The sequence below is a fragment of the Streptomyces sp. NPDC048436 genome (assembly GCF_043200355.1).
Lineage (GTDB): Bacteria > Actinomycetota > Actinomycetes > Streptomycetales > Streptomycetaceae > Streptomyces.
Genome location: NZ_JBICXP010000015.1, coordinates 13,374 through 29,608, shown reverse-complemented (window position 1 = coordinate 29,608; position 16,235 = coordinate 13,374). Strand labels below are relative to the sequence as shown.

Here is a 16,235-nt window from a genome sequence, read left to right as displayed (position 1 = left end):
CGCCGCCATGCATGCGATCACGATCCCCGAAGCTGGTGGGCCCGAGGCGCTCGTATGGGCCGAGGTCCCCGATCCCGTACCCGGTGAGGGCGAGGTCCTGGTCGAGGTCGCGGCGAGTGCCGTGAACCGCGCCGACCTCCTCCAGCGCCAGGGCTTCTACAACCCGCCACCCGGCTCGTCCCCCTACCCCGGGCTCGAATGCTCGGGCCGCATCACGGACATCGGCTCCGGCGTCTCCGGCTGGAAGATCGGCGACGAGGTGTGCGCGCTGCTCGCCGGCGGCGGATACGCCGAGCAGGTCGTCGTCCCCGTGGGCCAGCTGCTGCCCGTGCCCGAGGGCGTCGACCTCGTCACGGCGGCGGCGCTGCCCGAGGTGACATCGACGGTCTGGTCCAACGTCTTCATGATTTCCCACCTCCGCCCCGGCGAGACGTTCCTCGTGCACGGCGGATCGAGCGGTATCGGCACCATGGCGATCCAGCTGGCGAAGGCAGTCGGCGCCAAGGTCGCGGTCACGGCGGGCAGCAAGGAGAAGCTCAACTTCTGCGGGGAGCTCGGCGCGGACATCCTCATCAACTACCGCGAGCAGGACTTCGTGGAGGAGATCAAGGGCGCCACGGACGGAGCGGGCGCGGACGTCATCCTCGACAACATGGGCGCCAAGTACCTGGACCGCAACGTGCAGGCCCTCGCGACCAGCGGCCGCCTCGCGATCATCGGCATGCAGGGCGGTGTCAAGGGCGAGCTGAACATCGCCATGCTCCTGAACAAGCGCGCCGCCGTCACCGCGACATCACTGCGGGGGCGTCCCGCCGGGGAGAAGGCGACGATCGTCGCGGCGGTGCGGGAGCATGTGTGGCCGCTGATCGGAGCGGGGCAGGTGCGGGCGATCGTCGACCAGACGGTGCCGATGAGGGATGCGGCTGCCGCGCATCGGGTGCTGGAGGAGAGCAATCACATCGGGAAGGTGCTGCTCGTTCGCTAGGGCGCGGCCCCCGCCGCCGGGTCACGGAGACCGTCGAGATGCCGGATTCGCAGCACCATGTGACGCTTACTCCAGCTTCAGTGATCTCTCCGACCCGGTAGCGGGAGGGAGTCTGCGTGGTGACTCCGTGGCTTCGGCCCCTGTTGACGCTGACGGTGCTGACGGTGCTGACGGTGCTGCTCACCGTCTCGCCCCTGTCCCTCTCGTACGCGGCGTACGCGGTTGACCCCTCTCCCGGCGAGACCCTCGCCGGGAGCGCACCCGGCGAGGGCCGTGCCAGGCCCGGCCGGGACGAACCCGCACCGTCGGTCGCGTCGTCCGCGCCGCCCCGCAGGCCGCCGAAGCAGCCCCCCACCCCCGTCGCCATCCCGTCCCCCGCCGTAAAACCTCCCGGCAAGGCCACCGCCGCGGCCGACGCCACCCGCAGGACCCCCGCCGGGCCGGCCTTCCCTGGCCTTCGTGTTCTCCCGCTCGGCAGCGGTCTGGTGCTCATCGGCCTCGGCCTCGGCTTCTTCGCCGTACGGATGCGGCGGGGTTGAATCGAACGGCCTGACACGTAAGGCGCCTTCGTACACGGTGGATCAGCGGCAATCGGGGGCACCACCGATGTGTGATGTACGGGTGCGAGAGAATGGCGGCATGGAGATGCCGAGGAACGAAAGGTCGCCGGAGAGCCCCCAGGTCCTGGTTGTTGGTCAGGACGGAATGGCGCTCGGCGGCGGCGGAGACGACGAATCCCGCGAGGTCCCGGTGACGGACATGGTCGAACAGCCGGCGAAGGTCATGCGCATCGGCAGCATGATCAAGCAGCTGCTCGAAGAGGTGCGGGCGGCACCTCTCGACGAGGCGAGCCGGGTGCGGCTCAAGGAGATCCACGCCAGTTCGGTCAAGGAGCTCGAGGACGGTCTCGCCCCCGAGCTCGTCGAGGAACTCGAGCGGCTTTCCCTTCCCTTCACCGACGACGGAGTACCCAGCGACGCCGAGCTGCGCATCGCGCAGGCCCAGCTGGTGGGCTGGCTGGAGGGTCTCTTCCACGGGATCCAGACGGCCCTCTTCGCGCAGCAGATGGCGGCGCGGGCGCAGCTGGAGTCGATGCGGCGCGCGTTGCCGCCCGGTGTGGGCGGCGGCGAGGAGGACGAGGACGGCGGCATCGCGGGGCGGACCGGAGGGCCTTACCTCTAGGCGGCTCCGGCCCCCTAAAGGCACCTCTAGGCGGCAACCGACAACGCGAAGGGCCCGGTCACTCAAGTGACGGGGCCCTTCGCCTTGCCGCGTGGATCAGGCCGGGTTACCCGTCGAGATCGTCAGCTCGATGTTCACGTCGTCCGGGTCGATGTCGGACTCCTCCTTGGGGGACTGCGTCATGACGGTGTCCTCCCCGTAGGTGTTCTCGTCCACCGTGCGCTTGTCGTACTGCCAGCCCGCCGCTTGCAGGCACTTCTGCACGGACTTCCAGTCCTTGAAGGTGAAGTCCGGGACCTTGATCTTGTTCTCGTCGTTGTACGCGGTTTCGGGCTCGGTGCACTCGTCGGTTTCTATCGTCTGGGTCCGGTCCGGACCCCGATGCCCCGCCACCGGCGCCGCCGACTTCTTGTCCTTGGCGTCATTGCCGCCGTCGTCGCCGCTCATCGACATCGCCGTGATCAGACCGCCGATGGCGAGCAGCGCGACGACGATCGAGCCGACGATCACCGGCATGTTCCGCTTGCCGCCACCCGAGCCGCTGCCCGAGCCGCCGCCCTGCCCCTGCACCGACGTCTGCCCGTGCTGCGGGGAGATCGAGTACGGCGGCGGGGTCTGCGCGGCCTGCGGGGCGTACGCGTTCGTGGGCGCCGGGGTCTGGTAGCCGCCCTGCTGCGGGTAGCCGTAGCCCGGGGTCACGGGGTTCGGGGCCGGGGTGGCAGGGCCGTACGGACCCGGCTGGTACGGGGTCTGGACGCCGCCCTGCTGCGGGAGCGAGGAGTCGACCGGCGGGAAGACCGCGGCGCCGACGCCCGCGCCGCTCGTCGTCTGGGCGCCCGGCACGATGCTCGGCGCGGCAGCCTGGAAGGACTGCGCGACCCGCAGGCACTCGTCGCGCATCGCCTCGGCGGTCGGAAAACGCTCGTTCGGGTTCTTCTTGAGCGCGCGGGCGACGATCGCGTCGACCGCCGGCGGCAGCGAGCGGTTGATCGAGGACGGAGCGACCGGCTCCTCCTGAACGTGTGCGTACGCGATGGCAAGCGGCGAGTCCGCCTCGAACGGCAGCCGCCCGGTGACCAGCTGGAAGAGCATGATGCCGACGGAGTAGAGGTCGGACCGGGCGTCGACGCCGCGGCCGAGGGCCTGCTCCGGGGAGAGGTACTGGGGGGTGCCGACGACCATGCCGGTCTGCGTCATCGACGTGACGCCGGACTGCATGGCGCGGGCGATGCCGAAGTCCATGACCTTGACGACGTTGCGCTTCGTCATCATCACGTTGCCGGGCTTGATGTCGCGGTGGACCAGGCCCATCTCGTGGCTGATCTCAAGGGCGGCGAGCACATCGGCGGTGATCTTCAGCGCCTGATCGGACGGCATCGCGCCGAACTGGGCGACGGACGCGTCGAGCACGGAGCCGAGCGGCTTGCCCTCCACATACTCCATGACGATGTACGGCATCGGCGCGCCGTCGCCCGCGGCGGAGCCGCTATCGGACAGCGTGTCCTCGCCGGTGTCGAAGACCGACACGATGTTCGTGTGCGTGAGCTTGGCCACCGACTGGGCCTCGCGGCGGAAGCGCTCGCGGAAGGACTGCTCGCGGCCGAGCTCGGTGTGGAGGGTCTTGATCGCGACTTGACGGTCGAGTACGGAGTCGTACGCCAGGTGAACGGAGGCCATGCCGCCCTCACCGAGAAGATCACGCAGCTGGTACCGGCCACCGGCCAGCGAGCGCCCCGCATACCGTCCCTGTGCGCCGTCCTGGCTGCTCATGTCGTGCGTCCCCCATCGGCGCGGTGTGCCGGACGGCTCCGCGATCGGTGATCGATTCCCGCTATTCCTGGCCAAGTCTGCCCGAGGGCACCGACACGTCAAGCTCGATGCCCGTTCCGTGACCGTACGCGCAAGAAGCGTCTCGGAAGCGTTACAAGTTTGCGCGTGGGGGCACCTGACAGGTTTGATGTCCGGTCCACCTCGAAACGGCGCGCCGCGCGGAGGCTGTAGCGTGGCCCGGCGGGGTTCCCCCAGTACCACCAAGCACCACGACCAGAAACGACGGCGAGGACTGATGGCACAGACGCAGCGCGCTCAGGGCCCGTCCGACCCCGAGGCGACTGGCGGCGGTATGTCAGATGCGCCGGAATTGTGGGGCAATGGCGGGCTTGTCGGGGATGGCCGTTACCGGCTGACCCGCAGACTCGGCCGCGGCGGCATGGCAGAGGTTTTCGCGGCCGAGGACGTACGTCTCGGTCGTACGGTCGCCGTAAAGCTCCTGCGTTCCGACCTCGCGGAGGACCCGGTCTCCAAGGCCCGCTTCACGCGCGAGGCCCAGTCGGTGGCGGGGCTCAACCACCACGCGGTGGTCGCGGTCTACGACTCCGGCGAGGACGCGGTCGGCCCGAACGTCGTCCCCTACATCGTCATGGAGATCGTCGAGGGCCGGACGATCCGTGATCTTCTGATCCAGGCGGAGGCGCCGGGCCCCGAGCAGGCCCTGATCATCGTCTCCGGAGTGCTCGAAGCGCTCGCGTACTCGCACCAGCACGGCATCGTGCACCGTGACATCAAGCCCGCGAACGTCATCATCACCGAGACCGGCGCGGTGAAGGTGATGGACTTCGGCATCGCCCGTGCGCTGCACGGCGTGCAGTCGACGATGACGCAGACCGGCATGGTCATGGGCACGCCCCAGTACCTCTCCCCGGAGCAGGCGCTCGGCAAGGCCGTCGACCACCGTTCCGATCTGTACGCGACCGGCTGCCTGCTCTACGAACTCCTCGCCCTGCGGCCCCCGTTCACCGGTGAGACGCCGCTCTCCGTGGTCTACCAGCACGTCCAGGACATCCCCGTGCCGCCGTCCGAGACCTCGGACGCGGCGCCGCCGGAGCTGGACGGCCTGGTCATGCGCTCGCTCGCCAAGGACCCGGACGACCGGTTCCAGACCGCCGAGGAGATGCGCGGCCTGGTCCAGTACGGGCTGCAGATGCTGCACGAGCAGGGCAGCCACACCGGGACCTGGAACACCGGCCCCGTGGAGATGCACGAGGGCGGCGGCACTCCCGCGATGGGCGTCGCGGGCGCCGCCGCGATGCAGCACCCGGGCGACTCCGGCACCGCGCAGATCCCGGGCGCCATGCTGCGTCCGCCGGGCGGCGACGACGGCGGCTTCGAGGGCGGCCACCGGGACGGCAACGGCCGGGGCGGCCGCGGCAAGATGTGGATCTTCGCGGTACTCGCGGTCATCGCCATCGCCGTGGGTGTGGCCTTCGCGCTGACGGCCGGCGACAACAAGAACAAGGAAAAGGACACCCCGACGAAGGCCCCGACCAAGCAGTCGGAGACGAAGAAGCCGAGCAAGAGCCCGGACGAGGACACCTCGGACGACGCCACGGAACCCGGCGACGGCTCCGGTGGTCAGGGCAGCTACACCCCGTCCCAGCCGGACAACACCGGCCAGACCACCCCCACGCCCACCGAGAGCGCCCCGACGGACGACCCGACGGAGCCCACGGACGGGCCCACGGAGCCGACGGACGACCCGACGGAGCCGACGGACGACCCGACCGCGTCCACCTCCGAGGAGCCGCCGGCGACGGGCGGAACGGACGCAGGCGCCGACATCGGGGGCGTCGGAGACGACGGCTGACCCGTCAGGCGCCTCAGTACAACCAACGCCGCGCGCGCGTGGAGCCCGACAGGGCCCCACGCGCGCGGCGCGTTATCGGGTCTTGTCCCGCATCTACGGAGTGCGCTGAAGCTGCCGCGCCCGGCCACCCTGCAGCGTGTGCACGGTGGCCAGCTGCGGCTCTATGCGCAGATACACCGGGTCGTACAGCTCGCCGTCCACGTAGTGGGGCCCCGGACCGAACAGCTCCAGCTCGCCGTTGGTGGGCTCGAAGGCCTCGCAGACACCGACGAACTGCACGATCCACTGCCCCGTACCCGCGGCGGCGGCGGAGTTGAGATTGTCCGCTCCGTAGGCGACGACGCTGCCGATGCAGGCCTCGTGGTAGCCGTACCCCTTGTGCATGCGCAGCAGGACGCGGCCGTCTACGACGATGTGGCGGGCCGCGGCGAGGAAGGGCAGTGCGCGCATGCTCGTGGCGACCCGGCCGTAGTCGGTGCGGCCGAGCAGTTCGTAGGCGAGCCGTTCGTCCTGTTCCTGTTCCTGTACATCGGAGGGCATGCGTCCACCCTCCGGTACGGGCAGGGGGCCGGGGAAGGGGACCCCGCCCCTAGGGGAGCGGGACGTAAGTCCCACCGGCACGCCAGTCGCTCCACGGCACGCCAGTCGCTCCACGGCTCGTCTCAGATCACGAAGACCGTCTTGCCGCGTGCCCCGCCCGCCCGGCTCTTGGCGATGGCCCGGGGCGCCTTCTCCAGGGGGACCTCGGCGTCGATGGGGGGCTTGAGGGCGCCCTTGGCGGCGGCGACGGCGAGGATGTCGAGCAGTTCGGAGCTGGCGGCGAGCTCGAAGTCGACCGTTTCGATGCCGGCCTGAACCGGGGCCTGACCTGCGGCGGAGCGAGTGCTGAGGGCGACGCCGCCGGCACGGACGAGGGCGGCGCCCGCGGCGAAGGAGTCGGGGTCGGCGGAGACCAGGTCGACCAGGGCGTCGACACCCTCGGGGCAGACGTCGCGGACGGCGGTCGCCAGGTCGGCGGAGGTGGTGTCGATGGTGACGGCGGCACCGAGCGCCCCCATGCGGTGCTTCTCCTCGCCGCGCACCGCCGCGAGAACGCGCACGTCACGCGCTGCCGCGAGCTGGGTGAGCGCGGTACCCACACCCCCCGTGGCTCCGATGACCAGGAGGCTCTCGCACTCGCGGATCGCGGCGTTCTCCAGGATCTGCGCCGCCGTCATCCCGGCGGTCGGCAGCATGGCCGCGCTCTCCAGACTCAGGCCGGGCGGCACGGCGGAGATGACGGAGTCCTGGGGCATCGTCACGTACTCGGCGTACGACCCCGCTCCGATCGGGGGCCGGGACGCCTGGCCGAAGACGGGGTCGCCGATCCGGAATCGCTCCGTGCCCGCGCCGACGGCGTCCACCCGGCCCGCGAAATCGGTGCCCATGACGAGCGGAAAGACGTGCGGGACACGGCCTTCTAGCAGGCCATCGGCGCTCTGCCAGTCGAAGGGGTTCAGCGAGGCGTAGTCGACCCTGACGAGAACCTCACCGGGGCCCGGAACCGGATCCGGAACCTCCACAAGCTCGGGCTCGGCGCCGAACTCCCTGACCGCGACAGCTCGCATGGAGCACGCCTTCCGGTATCAGTGCTTCTCCGCCTGCATGCGTGCCACGTACGCGGCTGCCTGCGAGCGCCGCTCCATACCCAGTTTGGACAGCAGACTGGACACGTAATTCTTGATCGTCTTCTCGGCCAGGTGCAGCCGCTCGCCGATCACCCGATTGGTCAGACCCTCCCCGATCAGGTCGAGGATCTTCCGCTCCTGGTCCGTCAGGTTCGCCAGACGGTCGTCGCCCTTGGGGCTGTTCCCGTCGCGCAGCCGCTCCAGGACCCGGGCCGTGGCGACGGGGTCGAGGAGGGACTTTCCGGCCGCCACGTCACGGACCGCGCTGAGCAGTTCATTGCCGCGAATGGCCTTCAGGACATAACCGGAAGCGCCCGCCATGATCGCGTCGAAGAGGGCCTCGTCATCGGCGAACGAGGTGAGCATCAGGCATTTGATGTCCTCGTTCTGCGAACGGATCTCGCGGCAGACCTCGACGCCGCTGCCGTCCGGAAGCCGCACGTCGAGCACGGCCACGTCCGGACGCGTGGCCGGGATCCTGACCAGGGCGTCCGCCGCCGTACCCGCTTCGCCGACGACCTCGATATCGGACTCCACGGAGAGCAGCTCATGGACTCCCCGGCGCACCACTTCGTGGTCGTCGAGGAGAAATACCGTAATTTTTCCGTCTTCGCGCACGGAGCCAGTCTCACACACGATCTCTCCCGGTGCCCGGGCTGGAACCCTTCCCGTGCGCGGGGTGGCCGGGATAACGTGCCGGTGTTCCGGCCCCCTGCCAGGCTGTGATCAGTGCTGTGACCAGGAACTGTTCCCGACTTTCTGGATTTACTCGGTAATCCAAGCAGTCAGATACTTGGAAATCCAAGCAAATTCGCAGGTCAGATGGGGTTTCACAGAATTGGTAAGCACTGGGTAACGTGCATTGTGCAGGGCGCTCGCCGGGGCACCTGTCACGCCTGTTCCCGGCCGCGTCGCACACACCCCGTGCGCGGGCACGGATCAGGCGAGCCGCACTGGCCTACCCGGTAATCCCGGGGGCCGGACCGACGGAGGAGCACACGTGACCGTGGAGAGCACCGCCGCGCGCACACCGCGCCGCAGCACCAGCAGCGGCGGCAAGCGCGCGAGCGCCAAGAAGGCCGCGCCGAAGAAAAGTACGGAGCCCCAGCTTGTCCAGCTGCTGACGCCTGAAGGCAAGCGGGTCAAGAATCCCGAGTACGACGCGTACGTCGCGGACATCACCGCGGACGACCTGCGCAGCCTGTACCGCGACATGGTCCTCACCCGCCGCTTCGACGCCGAGGCCACTTCCCTGCAGCGCCAGGGCGAGCTGGGCCTGTGGGCGTCGCTGCTCGGCCAGGAGGCCGCCCAGATCGGCTCGGGCCGTGCCACGCGCCAGGACGACTACGTCTTCCCGACCTACCGCGAGCACGGCGTCGCCTGGTGCCGCGGGGTCGACCCGGCCAACCTGCTCGGGATGTTCCGCGGCGTGAACCACGGTGGCTGGGACCCGAACACCAACAACTTCCACCTGTACACGATCGTCATCGGCTCGCAGACGCTGCACGCGACCGGGTACGCGATGGGCGTGGCCAAGGACGGGGCCGACTCGGCCGTCATCGCGTACTTCGGGGACGGCGCCTCCAGCCAGGGCGACGTCGCCGAGGCCTTCACCTTCTCCGCGGTCTACAACGCCCCCGTCGTGTTCTTCTGCCAGAACAACCAGTGGGCGATCTCCGAGCCCACCGAGAAGCAGACCCGGGTGCCGCTCTACCAGCGCGCGCAGGGCTTCGGCTTCCCGGGTGTGCGGGTCGACGGCAACGACGTGATCGCCGTGCTCGCCGTCACCAAGTGGGCCCTTGAGCGGGCGCGTACGGGCGAGGGCCCGGCGCTGATCGAGGCGTTCACCTACCGCATGGGCGCGCACACCACATCCGACGACCCGACCAAGTACCGCAACGACGACGAGCGCGAGGCCTGGGAGGCGAAGGACCCGATCCTGCGCCTGCGGACCTACCTCGAGGCCGAAGGCCACGCTGATGAGGGATTTTTCGCGGAACTCGAGGCGGAGAGCGAAGCGTTGGGCAAGCGAGTGCGAGAGGTGGTGCGGGCGATGCCGGATCCGGATCTGATGGCGATCTTCGAGAACGCGTATGCGGACGGGCATGCGCTGGTGGACGAGGAGCGCGCGCAGTTCGCCGCCTACCAGGCGTCGTTCGCCGAAGAAGGCGGTAAGTGACCATGGGCGTACAGAAACTTCCGATCGCCAAGGCGATCAACGAATCGCTGCGTACGGCGCTCGACACCGACCCCAAGGTCCTCATCATGGGCGAGGACGTCGGCAAGCTCGGCGGCGTCTTCCGTGTGACGGACGGGCTGCAGAAGGACTTCGGTGAGGACCGGGTCATCGACACCCCGCTCGCCGAGTCCGGCATCGTCGGCACGGCCATCGGCCTGGCCCTGCGGGGTTACCGCCCGGTGGTGGAGATCCAGTTCGACGGCTTCGTCTTCCCCGCGTACGACCAGATCGTCACGCAGCTCGCGAAGATGCACGCCCGCTCGCTCGGCAAGATCAAGATGCCGGTCGTCATCCGCATTCCCTACGGCGGCGGCATCGGCGCCGTCGAGCACCACAGCGAGTCCCCTGAGGCGCTGTTCGCGCACGTCGCGGGCCTGAAGGTGGTCTCACCCTCGAACTCCTCGGACGCCTACTGGATGATGCAGCAGGCCATCCAGAGCGACGACCCGGTGATCTTCTTCGAGCCGAAGCGGCGCTACTGGGACAAGAGCGAGGTCGACACGGACGCCATCCCGGGGCAGCTGCACAAGGCCCGGGTCGCCCGCGAGGGCACGGACCTGACGCTCGTCGCGTACGGCCCGATGGTGAAGGTCTGTATGGAGGCCGCGGCGGCCGCCGCCGAAGAGGGCAAGTCCCTTGAGGTCGTGGACCTGCGCTCCATGTCGCCGATGGACTTCGACACGGTGCAGGCCTCGGTGGAGAAGACCCGCAGGCTCGTCGTGGTCCACGAGGCCCCGGTCTTCCTCGGCACGGGCTCGGAGATCGCGGCACGCATCACCGAGCGGTGCTTCTACCACCTCGAAGCCCCTGTGCTGCGGGTCGGCGGCTTCCACGCGCCGTATCCGCCGGCGCGGATCGAAGAGGAGTACCTGCCGGGCCTCGACCGGGTGCTCGACACTGTCGACCGCTCGCTGGCGTACTGAGGGAGAGGGTCGTGACGACGATGACAAGTGCTGCGCTCGCCGAGTTCAAGATGCCCGACGTGGGCGAAGGGCTCACCGAGGCGGAGATCCTCAAGTGGTTCGTGGCGCCGGGTGACACGGTCACGGACGGGCAGGTGGTGTGCGAGGTCGAGACGGCCAAGGCCGCCGTCGAGCTGCCGATCCCGTTCAACGGTGTCGTACGGGAACTGCGCTTCCCCGAGGGCACGACGGTCGATGTCGGCCAGGTGATCATCGCGGTGGACGTGTCCGGCGGCGGTGCGCCCGCCCCGGCCACGGAGGAAGCCGCCGTGCAGGAGACCGTCCCGGAGCCGGCCGCGGAGCCCGCCGAGGACGAGGCCCCGCAAGGCCGCCAGCCCGTGCTCGTGGGCTATGGGGTCGCCGAGTCCTCGACGAAGCGCCGCGCGCGCAAGTCCGCGCCGGGGCAGGCGGATGAGCCGCCGGCCGGGACGTACTACGCGCAGGCGGTGCAGGCCGAGCTGAACGGCTCCAGCACGGCCGCGCAGGCGACCGCCGCGTCGGTCGAACGGGACGAGCGGGGTGAGCGCCCGCTGGCCAAGCCGCCGGTGCGCAAGCTCGCCAAGGACCTCGGAGTCGACCTCACGTCGGTCGTCCCCTCCGGTCCTGACGGCATCATCACGCGCGAGGACGTGCACGCCGCGGTGGCCTCCGCCGCAGCCCCGGCTGCCGCACCGGCCTCCGCTCCCGTGGCCGCGCCGCAGACGGGGGCAGCCGAAGCACCCGCCGCCGCCCCCGTGGTGAGCGGTGACGCCCGCGAGACCCGCATCCCCGTCAAGGGCGTCCGCAAGGCCATCGCCCAGGCGATGGTCGGTTCGGCCTTCACGGCCCCGCACGTCACGGAGTTCGTGACGGTGGACGTGACACGGACGATGAAGCTGGTCGAGGAGCTGAAGGGGGACAAGGCTTTTGCGGGTCTGCGGGTCAACCCGCTGCTCCTCATCTCCAAGGCACTGCTCGTGGCGATCCGGCGCAACCCGGAGGTGAACGCGGCCTGGGACGAGGCGAATCAGGAGATCGTCCAGAAGCACTATGTGAACCTGGGCATCGCCGCCGCCACCCCGCGCGGCCTGATCGTCCCGAACATCAAGGACGCGCAGGCCAAGACGCTGCCCGAACTGGCCGAAGCGCTCGGCGATTTGGTGTCCACGGCCCGCGACGGCAAGACGTCGCCTGCCGCGATGCAGGGCGGCACGGTCACCATCACGAACGTCGGCGTCTTCGGCGTCGACACCGGTACGCCGATCCTGAACCCCGGCGAGTCCGCGATCCTCGCGGTCGGCTCGATCAAGCTCCAGCCGTGGGTCCACAAGGGCAAGGTCAAGCCGCGTCAGGTGACGACGCTCGCGCTCTCCTTCGACCACCGCCTGGTCGACGGCGAGCTGGGCTCCAAGGTGCTCGCCGATGTGGCGGCGATCCTGGAGCAGCCCAAGCGGCTCATGACGTGGGCGTAGGCAAGGCGAGTCAGGCAGTACGACGAAGGGGGCCCGCCGCATGTCGCGGCGGGCCCCCTTCTCGTACTCCCGTCAGGAACTACCCGTCATGGACTACAGCTTGAAGCCGTAGTCCATCACCTTCTTCGCGTCCGTCGTGCGGGCGGCCGCGGAGGTCGAGGTGAGGACCGTGCCGATGACCGTCTTGCCGTTACGGGTGGCGGCGAAGACCAGGCAGTACTTGGCCTGCGGGCCGGAGCCCGTCTTCACGCCGATCGTGCCGCTGTAGCTGCCGAGCAGGTTGTTCGTGTTCGACCACGACATGTAGCGGTAGCCACCGCTCTTCGTGGTGACCTTCTGCTTCGTCGACTTCGTCTTCACGACCGTACGGAACGTGGAGCTCTTCATCGCGCTGCTGGCGAGCTTCGTCAGGTCGCGCGGCGTCGAGTAGTTGCCCGCGCCGCCGATACCGTCGAACGAGTCGAAGTGGGTGTTCGTGAGGCCGAGGGTCTTGGCCTGGGTGTTCATCTTGCCGATGAACGACTTCACGCGGGCGGCGCGGGTGGAGCCCTTGCCGAACTTGTCCGCGAGGGCGTACGCCGCGTCGCAGCCGGACGGCAGCATCAGGCCGTACAGCAGCTGGCGGACGGTAACCTTGTCGCCGACGATCAGCCGGGCGGACGAGGCGGTGTTCCTGACGATGTAGTCGCTGTAGGCCTTCTGGACCGTGACCTTGGAGTCGAGGTTCAGGTTCGACTGGGACAGCACCACCTTCGCCGTCATGATCTTGGTGGTCGAGCCGGTGGACCTGCGGGTGTCCGCGGCTTTGGTGAAGAGCGTCTTGCCCGTGCCGTTGTTCATCACGTAGCCGCCCTTGGCGGCGATGGAAGGCTTCGGCGGCGCGGCCGCCTGGGCCGTGGTCGTGAGGGCTCCGCCCGCGAATACCGCGCTCGCGGTGACGATGACGGCCGATGCGCGACGAATGCCCTTAATGGGGGTTTTCAAGGTCTGTGCTCCAAATGCCCCTGGAATGCGGCCACATGAGGGTGCCGCTCGATGGTAAGACGCGTGGGAAGGGTAAATGGATGTACTCCCGTGAGGGTGATGTCCGGATCGTGGACTGGACGTCCTCATGGGTACCTGTTGTATCTATGCTGTGCGCATGCCTGTCGCGCCCGCTTCGTCCCCCGCGCCCACCCTCAAGCGGCCACCCGCGGCCGAGCGCGTGTACGCGCACGTCAAACAGGGCGTACTCGACCGTCGCTACGAGGGCGGCACCCTGCTCACCGAAGGGGAGCTCGCCGAGGCCGTCGGCGTCTCCCGCACGCCGGTGCGCGAGGCGCTCCTGAAGCTGGAGGTCGAGGGGCTGCTCCGGCTCTACCCGAAGAAGGGCGCGCTGGTCCTGCCGGTGTCCGCGCAGGAGATCGCCGACGTCGTCGAGACGAGGCTCCTGGTGGAGACGCACTCGGTGCGCAAGGCGGTGCCGGCCACCCCGGGCCTGATCGCCCGCCTCGAAGAGCTCCTCGCCCGGCAGCGCGAACAGGCCGCCGCCGGAGACTTCTCCGCTGCCGCTGTGACCGACCGCTGCTTCCACGCCGAGATCGTGCGCAGCGGCGGCAACGAAATCCTGGCCCGCCTCTACGACCAGCTCCGCGACCGGCAGCTGCGGATGGGCGTCGCCGTGATGCACTCCCACCCGGACCGCATCGCCAAGACCCTCGCCGAGCACGAGGAGCTCCTCGCCGCGCTGACATCAGGCGACGCGGAGGCGGCCGAGGCGGTGATCACCCGGCACGTCGGGTGGTTCCAGGGTCTCGCGCGGGGCGATGTCCGATGAGCTCGGCCTCCGCTCCCGTCTCCCTGCCCGGTGATCCGCCCGGCGGCAAGAAGGCCGTCCTCGTCTGGGGCATCGGCGTCGCCGTCTACTTCGTCGCCGTCATCTTCCGCACCTCGCTCGGTGTCGCCGGTCTTGACGCCGCCGACCGCTTCCACGTCAATGCCTCCGCCCTCTCGACCTTCTCGATCCTTCAGCTCCTCGTCTACGCGGGCATGCAGATACCCGTCGGCCTGATGGTCGACCGGCTCGGCACCAAGCGGGTGCTGACCATCGGCGTCGTCCTTTTCACGCTCGGACAGCTCGGCTTCGCCTTCTCGCCCTCGTACGGGATGGCGCTCGCGTCCCGCGCGCTGCTCGGCTGCGGTGACGCGCTGACCTTCATCAGCGTGCTGCGCCTCGGCACCCGCTGGTTCCCGGCCCGGCGCGGCCCCATGGTCGCCCAGCTCGCGGGCCTGGTCGGGATGGCGGGCAACCTCGTGTCCACCCTCGTCCTTGCCCGGCTCCTGCACTCCGTCGGCTGGACCGCGGCCTTCGCCGGCAGCGCGCTGTGCGGCGTCGTCGTCCTCGTACTGATGACGCTGTTCCTCAAGGACCACCCCGAAGGCCACGCGCCCGAGCCCGCGCGGCACACCGGCGGGGCCTTCGTGCGCAAGCAGATCGCCCTGAGCTGGCGCGAGCCCGGCACCCGGCTCGGCCTGTGGGTGCACTTCACCACGCAGTTCCCCGCGATGGTGTTCCTGCTGCTGTGGGGGCTGCCGTTCCTCGTCGAGGCGCAGGGGCTCTCGCGGGCGACCGCCGGGACACTGCTCACCCTCGTCGTGCTGTCCAACATGGTGGTGGGCCTGGTCTACGGCCAGATCGTCGCCCGGCACCACGCGGCCCGCACCCCGCTGGCCGTCGGCACGGTCGCGGCGACCGCGGTGATGTGGGCGACCACGATCCACTTCCCCGGCGACCACGCCCCGATGTGGCTGCTCATCACGCTCTGCACCGTGCTCGGGGCCTGCGGTCCCGCGTCGATGATCGGCTTCGACTTCGCGCGGCCCGCGAATCCGCCGGAGCGGCAGGGCACCGCGTCCGGCATCGTGAACATGGGCGGCTTCGTCGCCTCCATGACGACGCTGCTCGCCATCGGCGTGCTCCTGGACGCGACCGGCGACAACTACCGCATCGCCTTCTCCGCCGTCTTCGTCCTGGAGGCGGTCGGCCTCAGCCAGATCCTGCGGCTGCGGACGCGGGCGGTGCGCCGGGAGAAGGAGCGGCTTGTCGCCAGCCGCGTCGAGGCCGTGCACGTACCTGTCTGACCGTGGGGTCTGACCGAGGGGCCCCGGAGGGCTACGGCGTGACCGCGAACTCCCGCAGAATCGCCTCGCCAAGGCCGTGATCGCCCTCGATCTTGACGTGGTCGGCCACCGACGCGTACGAGACGCGACCGCACGCGAGGCGGAAGTACGTGTCCCAGTCAAGGCTCAGCGTGGCGAGCGGGCCGAGCGAGGGGGCGCCGTCGACCGTGGCGTGGCCGTCGGCGTCGACGCGGACCGTGCGCAGGAACTCGACGGGGCCGCTCACATCGAGGACGACCGCCGAGTTCACCGGCGCCGCGGCCTTCTTGGCGACGACCTTGGGCAGTCCGTGCAGAAGGAGGTCCCGCGTCACGTACGCCCCCTGGGAGTCCAGGTTGCCGGGCTTCCGCAGCGTCGTACGCAGATCCTGCTCATGCACCCACACGTCGAACGCCCGCATCCGCATGGCCAGTTCGAGGGTCTGCTCGGTGCCGAGCGGGCCGCGGATCTTGTGGGAGGGGTCGCGCGACTCGTTCCGCATCTGACGCGAGCGGCGGATGACCGTGTACTCCAGCTCGGAGGTCATCTCGGGCGCGGTGTGGTGGCGCCGGACGTCGACCTGGACCTCCATGTACCGCTGGCCCTCGGTCTGTACGTGGTACAGGTCGCGGGGCAGGGTGTGGATGGGGCGCGGGTCGCCCAGCATCTCGCAGTCCAGGCCTATGACGTGGGAGACGACGTCCCGCACCGACCAGCCGGGGCAGGGCGTGGCCCAGTTCCACTCGCCCTCGGCGAGCGGCGACACCAGCTCGGATATGGCCGATACGGATTGGGTCCAGGCGTCGGCATAGGTTTGCAGGCTGGGATGGAGACTCACGAGACCCCTCGACGGTCGTACGCGGGCGGTGGGTGTCTGGGACGCGTTGTGGGGGCCCGGGGGAGTCCCCCGGAAAATCACAGTACGCTGCCCGCAGGCACCCCTGCAGTGCTTTCGTGTGACGATCGTA

Annotated in this window: 15 protein-coding genes; 9 read left to right on the top strand and 6 right to left on the bottom strand. The window is 69.6% G+C overall.

Translation table 11 applies throughout. From position 1 onward, the window contains the following. Positions 1-7: 7 nt before the first annotated feature. The 3 genes from ACGFX9_RS34755 to ACGFX9_RS34745 all read left to right on the top strand — a co-directional run bounded on the left by ACGFX9_RS34755 (position 8) and on the right by ACGFX9_RS34745 (position 2,167). Complete coding sequence (locus ACGFX9_RS34755; protein ID WP_393482598.1) at positions 8-985, top strand: NAD(P)H-quinone oxidoreductase; 978 nt, start codon at positions 8-10, stop codon at positions 983-985. Positions 986-1,104: 119 nt separating this feature from the next. Further along, a complete protein-coding gene (locus tag ACGFX9_RS34750) occupies positions 1,105-1,524 on the top strand; it encodes a hypothetical protein (RefSeq protein ID WP_393482595.1) in 420 nt (139 codons plus the stop codon). Between the two features lie 100 nt (positions 1,525-1,624). Then, a complete protein-coding gene (locus ACGFX9_RS34745) occupies positions 1,625-2,167 on the top strand; it encodes a bacterial proteasome activator family protein (RefSeq protein ID WP_393482592.1) in 543 nt (180 codons plus the stop codon). Between the two features lie 96 nt (positions 2,168-2,263). On the opposite strand, the gene ACGFX9_RS34740 is transcribed toward ACGFX9_RS34745, so the two are convergent. Further along, a complete protein-coding gene (locus tag ACGFX9_RS34740) occupies positions 2,264-3,937 on the bottom strand; it encodes a protein kinase (protein WP_393482589.1) in 1,674 nt (557 codons plus the stop codon). Positions 3,938-4,232: 295 nt separating this feature from the next. Between ACGFX9_RS34740 and ACGFX9_RS34735 the strand changes: the two genes are divergently transcribed. Then, entirely contained in the window at positions 4,233-5,810 is a 1,578-nt protein-coding gene (locus ACGFX9_RS34735) for a protein kinase (RefSeq protein ID WP_393482585.1), read from the top strand. A 93-nt stretch (positions 5,811-5,903) separates the two neighbouring features. On the opposite strand, the gene ACGFX9_RS34730 is transcribed toward ACGFX9_RS34735, so the two are convergent. The 3 genes from ACGFX9_RS34730 to ACGFX9_RS34720 form a co-directional block, all read right to left on the bottom strand. Next, a complete protein-coding gene (locus ACGFX9_RS34730; RefSeq protein WP_393482582.1) occupies positions 5,904-6,350 on the bottom strand; it encodes a pyridoxamine 5'-phosphate oxidase family protein in 447 nt (148 codons plus the stop codon). Positions 6,351-6,472: 122 nt separating this feature from the next. After that, positions 6,473-7,417, bottom strand: a complete 945-nt coding sequence (locus tag ACGFX9_RS34725; protein WP_393482580.1) for an NADP-dependent oxidoreductase — start codon at positions 7,415-7,417, stop codon at positions 6,473-6,475. An 18-nt stretch (positions 7,418-7,435) separates the two neighbouring features. After that, the gene (locus ACGFX9_RS34720; protein ID WP_393482578.1) at positions 7,436-8,095 is read right to left on the bottom strand and encodes a response regulator; all 660 of its coding nucleotides are present in this window, start codon (positions 8,093-8,095) and stop codon (positions 7,436-7,438) included. A gap of 382 nt (positions 8,096-8,477) precedes the next feature. On the opposite strand from ACGFX9_RS34720, the gene pdhA reads away from it, so the two are divergent. From pdhA to ACGFX9_RS34705, 3 genes are read left to right on the top strand one after another with little or no spacing between them, the layout of a single operon-like run. Further along, positions 8,478-9,656 carry a pyruvate dehydrogenase (acetyl-transferring) E1 component subunit alpha gene (gene pdhA, locus ACGFX9_RS34715; RefSeq protein WP_393482575.1) on the top strand — a complete coding sequence of 393 codons (1,179 nt, stop codon included), beginning with the start codon at positions 8,478-8,480 and terminating at the stop codon, positions 9,654-9,656. Between the two features lie 2 nt (positions 9,657-9,658). Beyond that, positions 9,659-10,639 carry an alpha-ketoacid dehydrogenase subunit beta gene (locus ACGFX9_RS34710; protein WP_393482935.1) on the top strand — a complete coding sequence of 327 codons (981 nt, stop codon included), beginning with the start codon at positions 9,659-9,661 and terminating at the stop codon, positions 10,637-10,639. A gap of 11 nt (positions 10,640-10,650) precedes the next feature. Continuing rightward, complete coding sequence (locus tag ACGFX9_RS34705; RefSeq protein WP_393482573.1) at positions 10,651-12,129, top strand: dihydrolipoamide acetyltransferase family protein; 1,479 nt, start codon at positions 10,651-10,653, stop codon at positions 12,127-12,129. A gap of 93 nt (positions 12,130-12,222) precedes the next feature. On the opposite strand, the gene ACGFX9_RS34700 is transcribed toward ACGFX9_RS34705, so the two are convergent. Continuing rightward, positions 12,223-13,113 carry a D-alanyl-D-alanine carboxypeptidase family protein gene (locus ACGFX9_RS34700; RefSeq protein WP_393482570.1) on the bottom strand — a complete coding sequence of 297 codons (891 nt, stop codon included), beginning with the start codon at positions 13,111-13,113 and terminating at the stop codon, positions 12,223-12,225. A 157-nt stretch (positions 13,114-13,270) separates the two neighbouring features. Here ACGFX9_RS34700 and ACGFX9_RS34695 point away from each other — a divergent pair, with 157 nt between their 5' ends. Both ACGFX9_RS34695 and ACGFX9_RS34690 read left to right on the top strand, forming a co-directional pair. Next, complete coding sequence (locus tag ACGFX9_RS34695) at positions 13,271-13,945, top strand: GntR family transcriptional regulator (protein ID WP_393482567.1); 675 nt, start codon at positions 13,271-13,273, stop codon at positions 13,943-13,945. Continuing rightward, positions 13,942-15,249, top strand: a complete 1,308-nt coding sequence (locus ACGFX9_RS34690) for a nitrate/nitrite transporter (RefSeq protein ID WP_393482564.1) — start codon at positions 13,942-13,944, stop codon at positions 15,247-15,249. Before ACGFX9_RS34695 ends, ACGFX9_RS34690 begins: the two co-directional genes overlap by 4 nt. Before the next feature lie 31 nt (positions 15,250-15,280). Here ACGFX9_RS34690 and ACGFX9_RS34685 read toward each other — a convergent pair whose 3' ends face one another. After that, positions 15,281-16,105 carry a maleylpyruvate isomerase family mycothiol-dependent enzyme gene (locus tag ACGFX9_RS34685; RefSeq protein WP_393482561.1) on the bottom strand — a complete coding sequence of 275 codons (825 nt, stop codon included), beginning with the start codon at positions 16,103-16,105 and terminating at the stop codon, positions 15,281-15,283. Positions 16,106-16,235: the final 130 nt, after the last annotated feature.

Excerpts from the sequence above, each read along its gene's own strand:
- ACGFX9_RS34695 (WP_393482567.1), top strand. The coding sequence starts at position 13,271 with ATGCCTGTCGCGCCCGCTTCGTCCCCCGCGCCCACCCTCAAGCGGCCA.
- ACGFX9_RS34730 (WP_393482582.1), bottom strand. The coding sequence starts at position 6,350 with ATGCCCTCCGATGTACAGGAACAGGAACAGGACGAACGGCTCGCCTAC.
- ACGFX9_RS34745 (WP_393482592.1), top strand. The coding sequence starts at position 1,625 with ATGGAGATGCCGAGGAACGAAAGGTCGCCGGAGAGCCCCCAGGTCCTG.
- ACGFX9_RS34755 (WP_393482598.1), top strand. The coding sequence starts at position 8 with ATGCATGCGATCACGATCCCCGAAGCTGGTGGGCCCGAGGCGCTCGTA.
- ACGFX9_RS34740 (WP_393482589.1), bottom strand. The coding sequence starts at position 3,937 with ATGAGCAGCCAGGACGGCGCACAGGGACGGTATGCGGGGCGCTCGCTG.
- ACGFX9_RS34690 (WP_393482564.1), top strand. The coding sequence starts at position 13,942 with ATGAGCTCGGCCTCCGCTCCCGTCTCCCTGCCCGGTGATCCGCCCGGC.
- ACGFX9_RS34725 (WP_393482580.1), bottom strand. The coding sequence starts at position 7,417 with ATGCGAGCTGTCGCGGTCAGGGAGTTCGGCGCCGAGCCCGAGCTTGTG.
- ACGFX9_RS34710 (WP_393482935.1), top strand. The coding sequence starts at position 9,659 with ATGGGCGTACAGAAACTTCCGATCGCCAAGGCGATCAACGAATCGCTG.
- ACGFX9_RS34735 (WP_393482585.1), top strand. The coding sequence starts at position 4,233 with ATGGCACAGACGCAGCGCGCTCAGGGCCCGTCCGACCCCGAGGCGACT.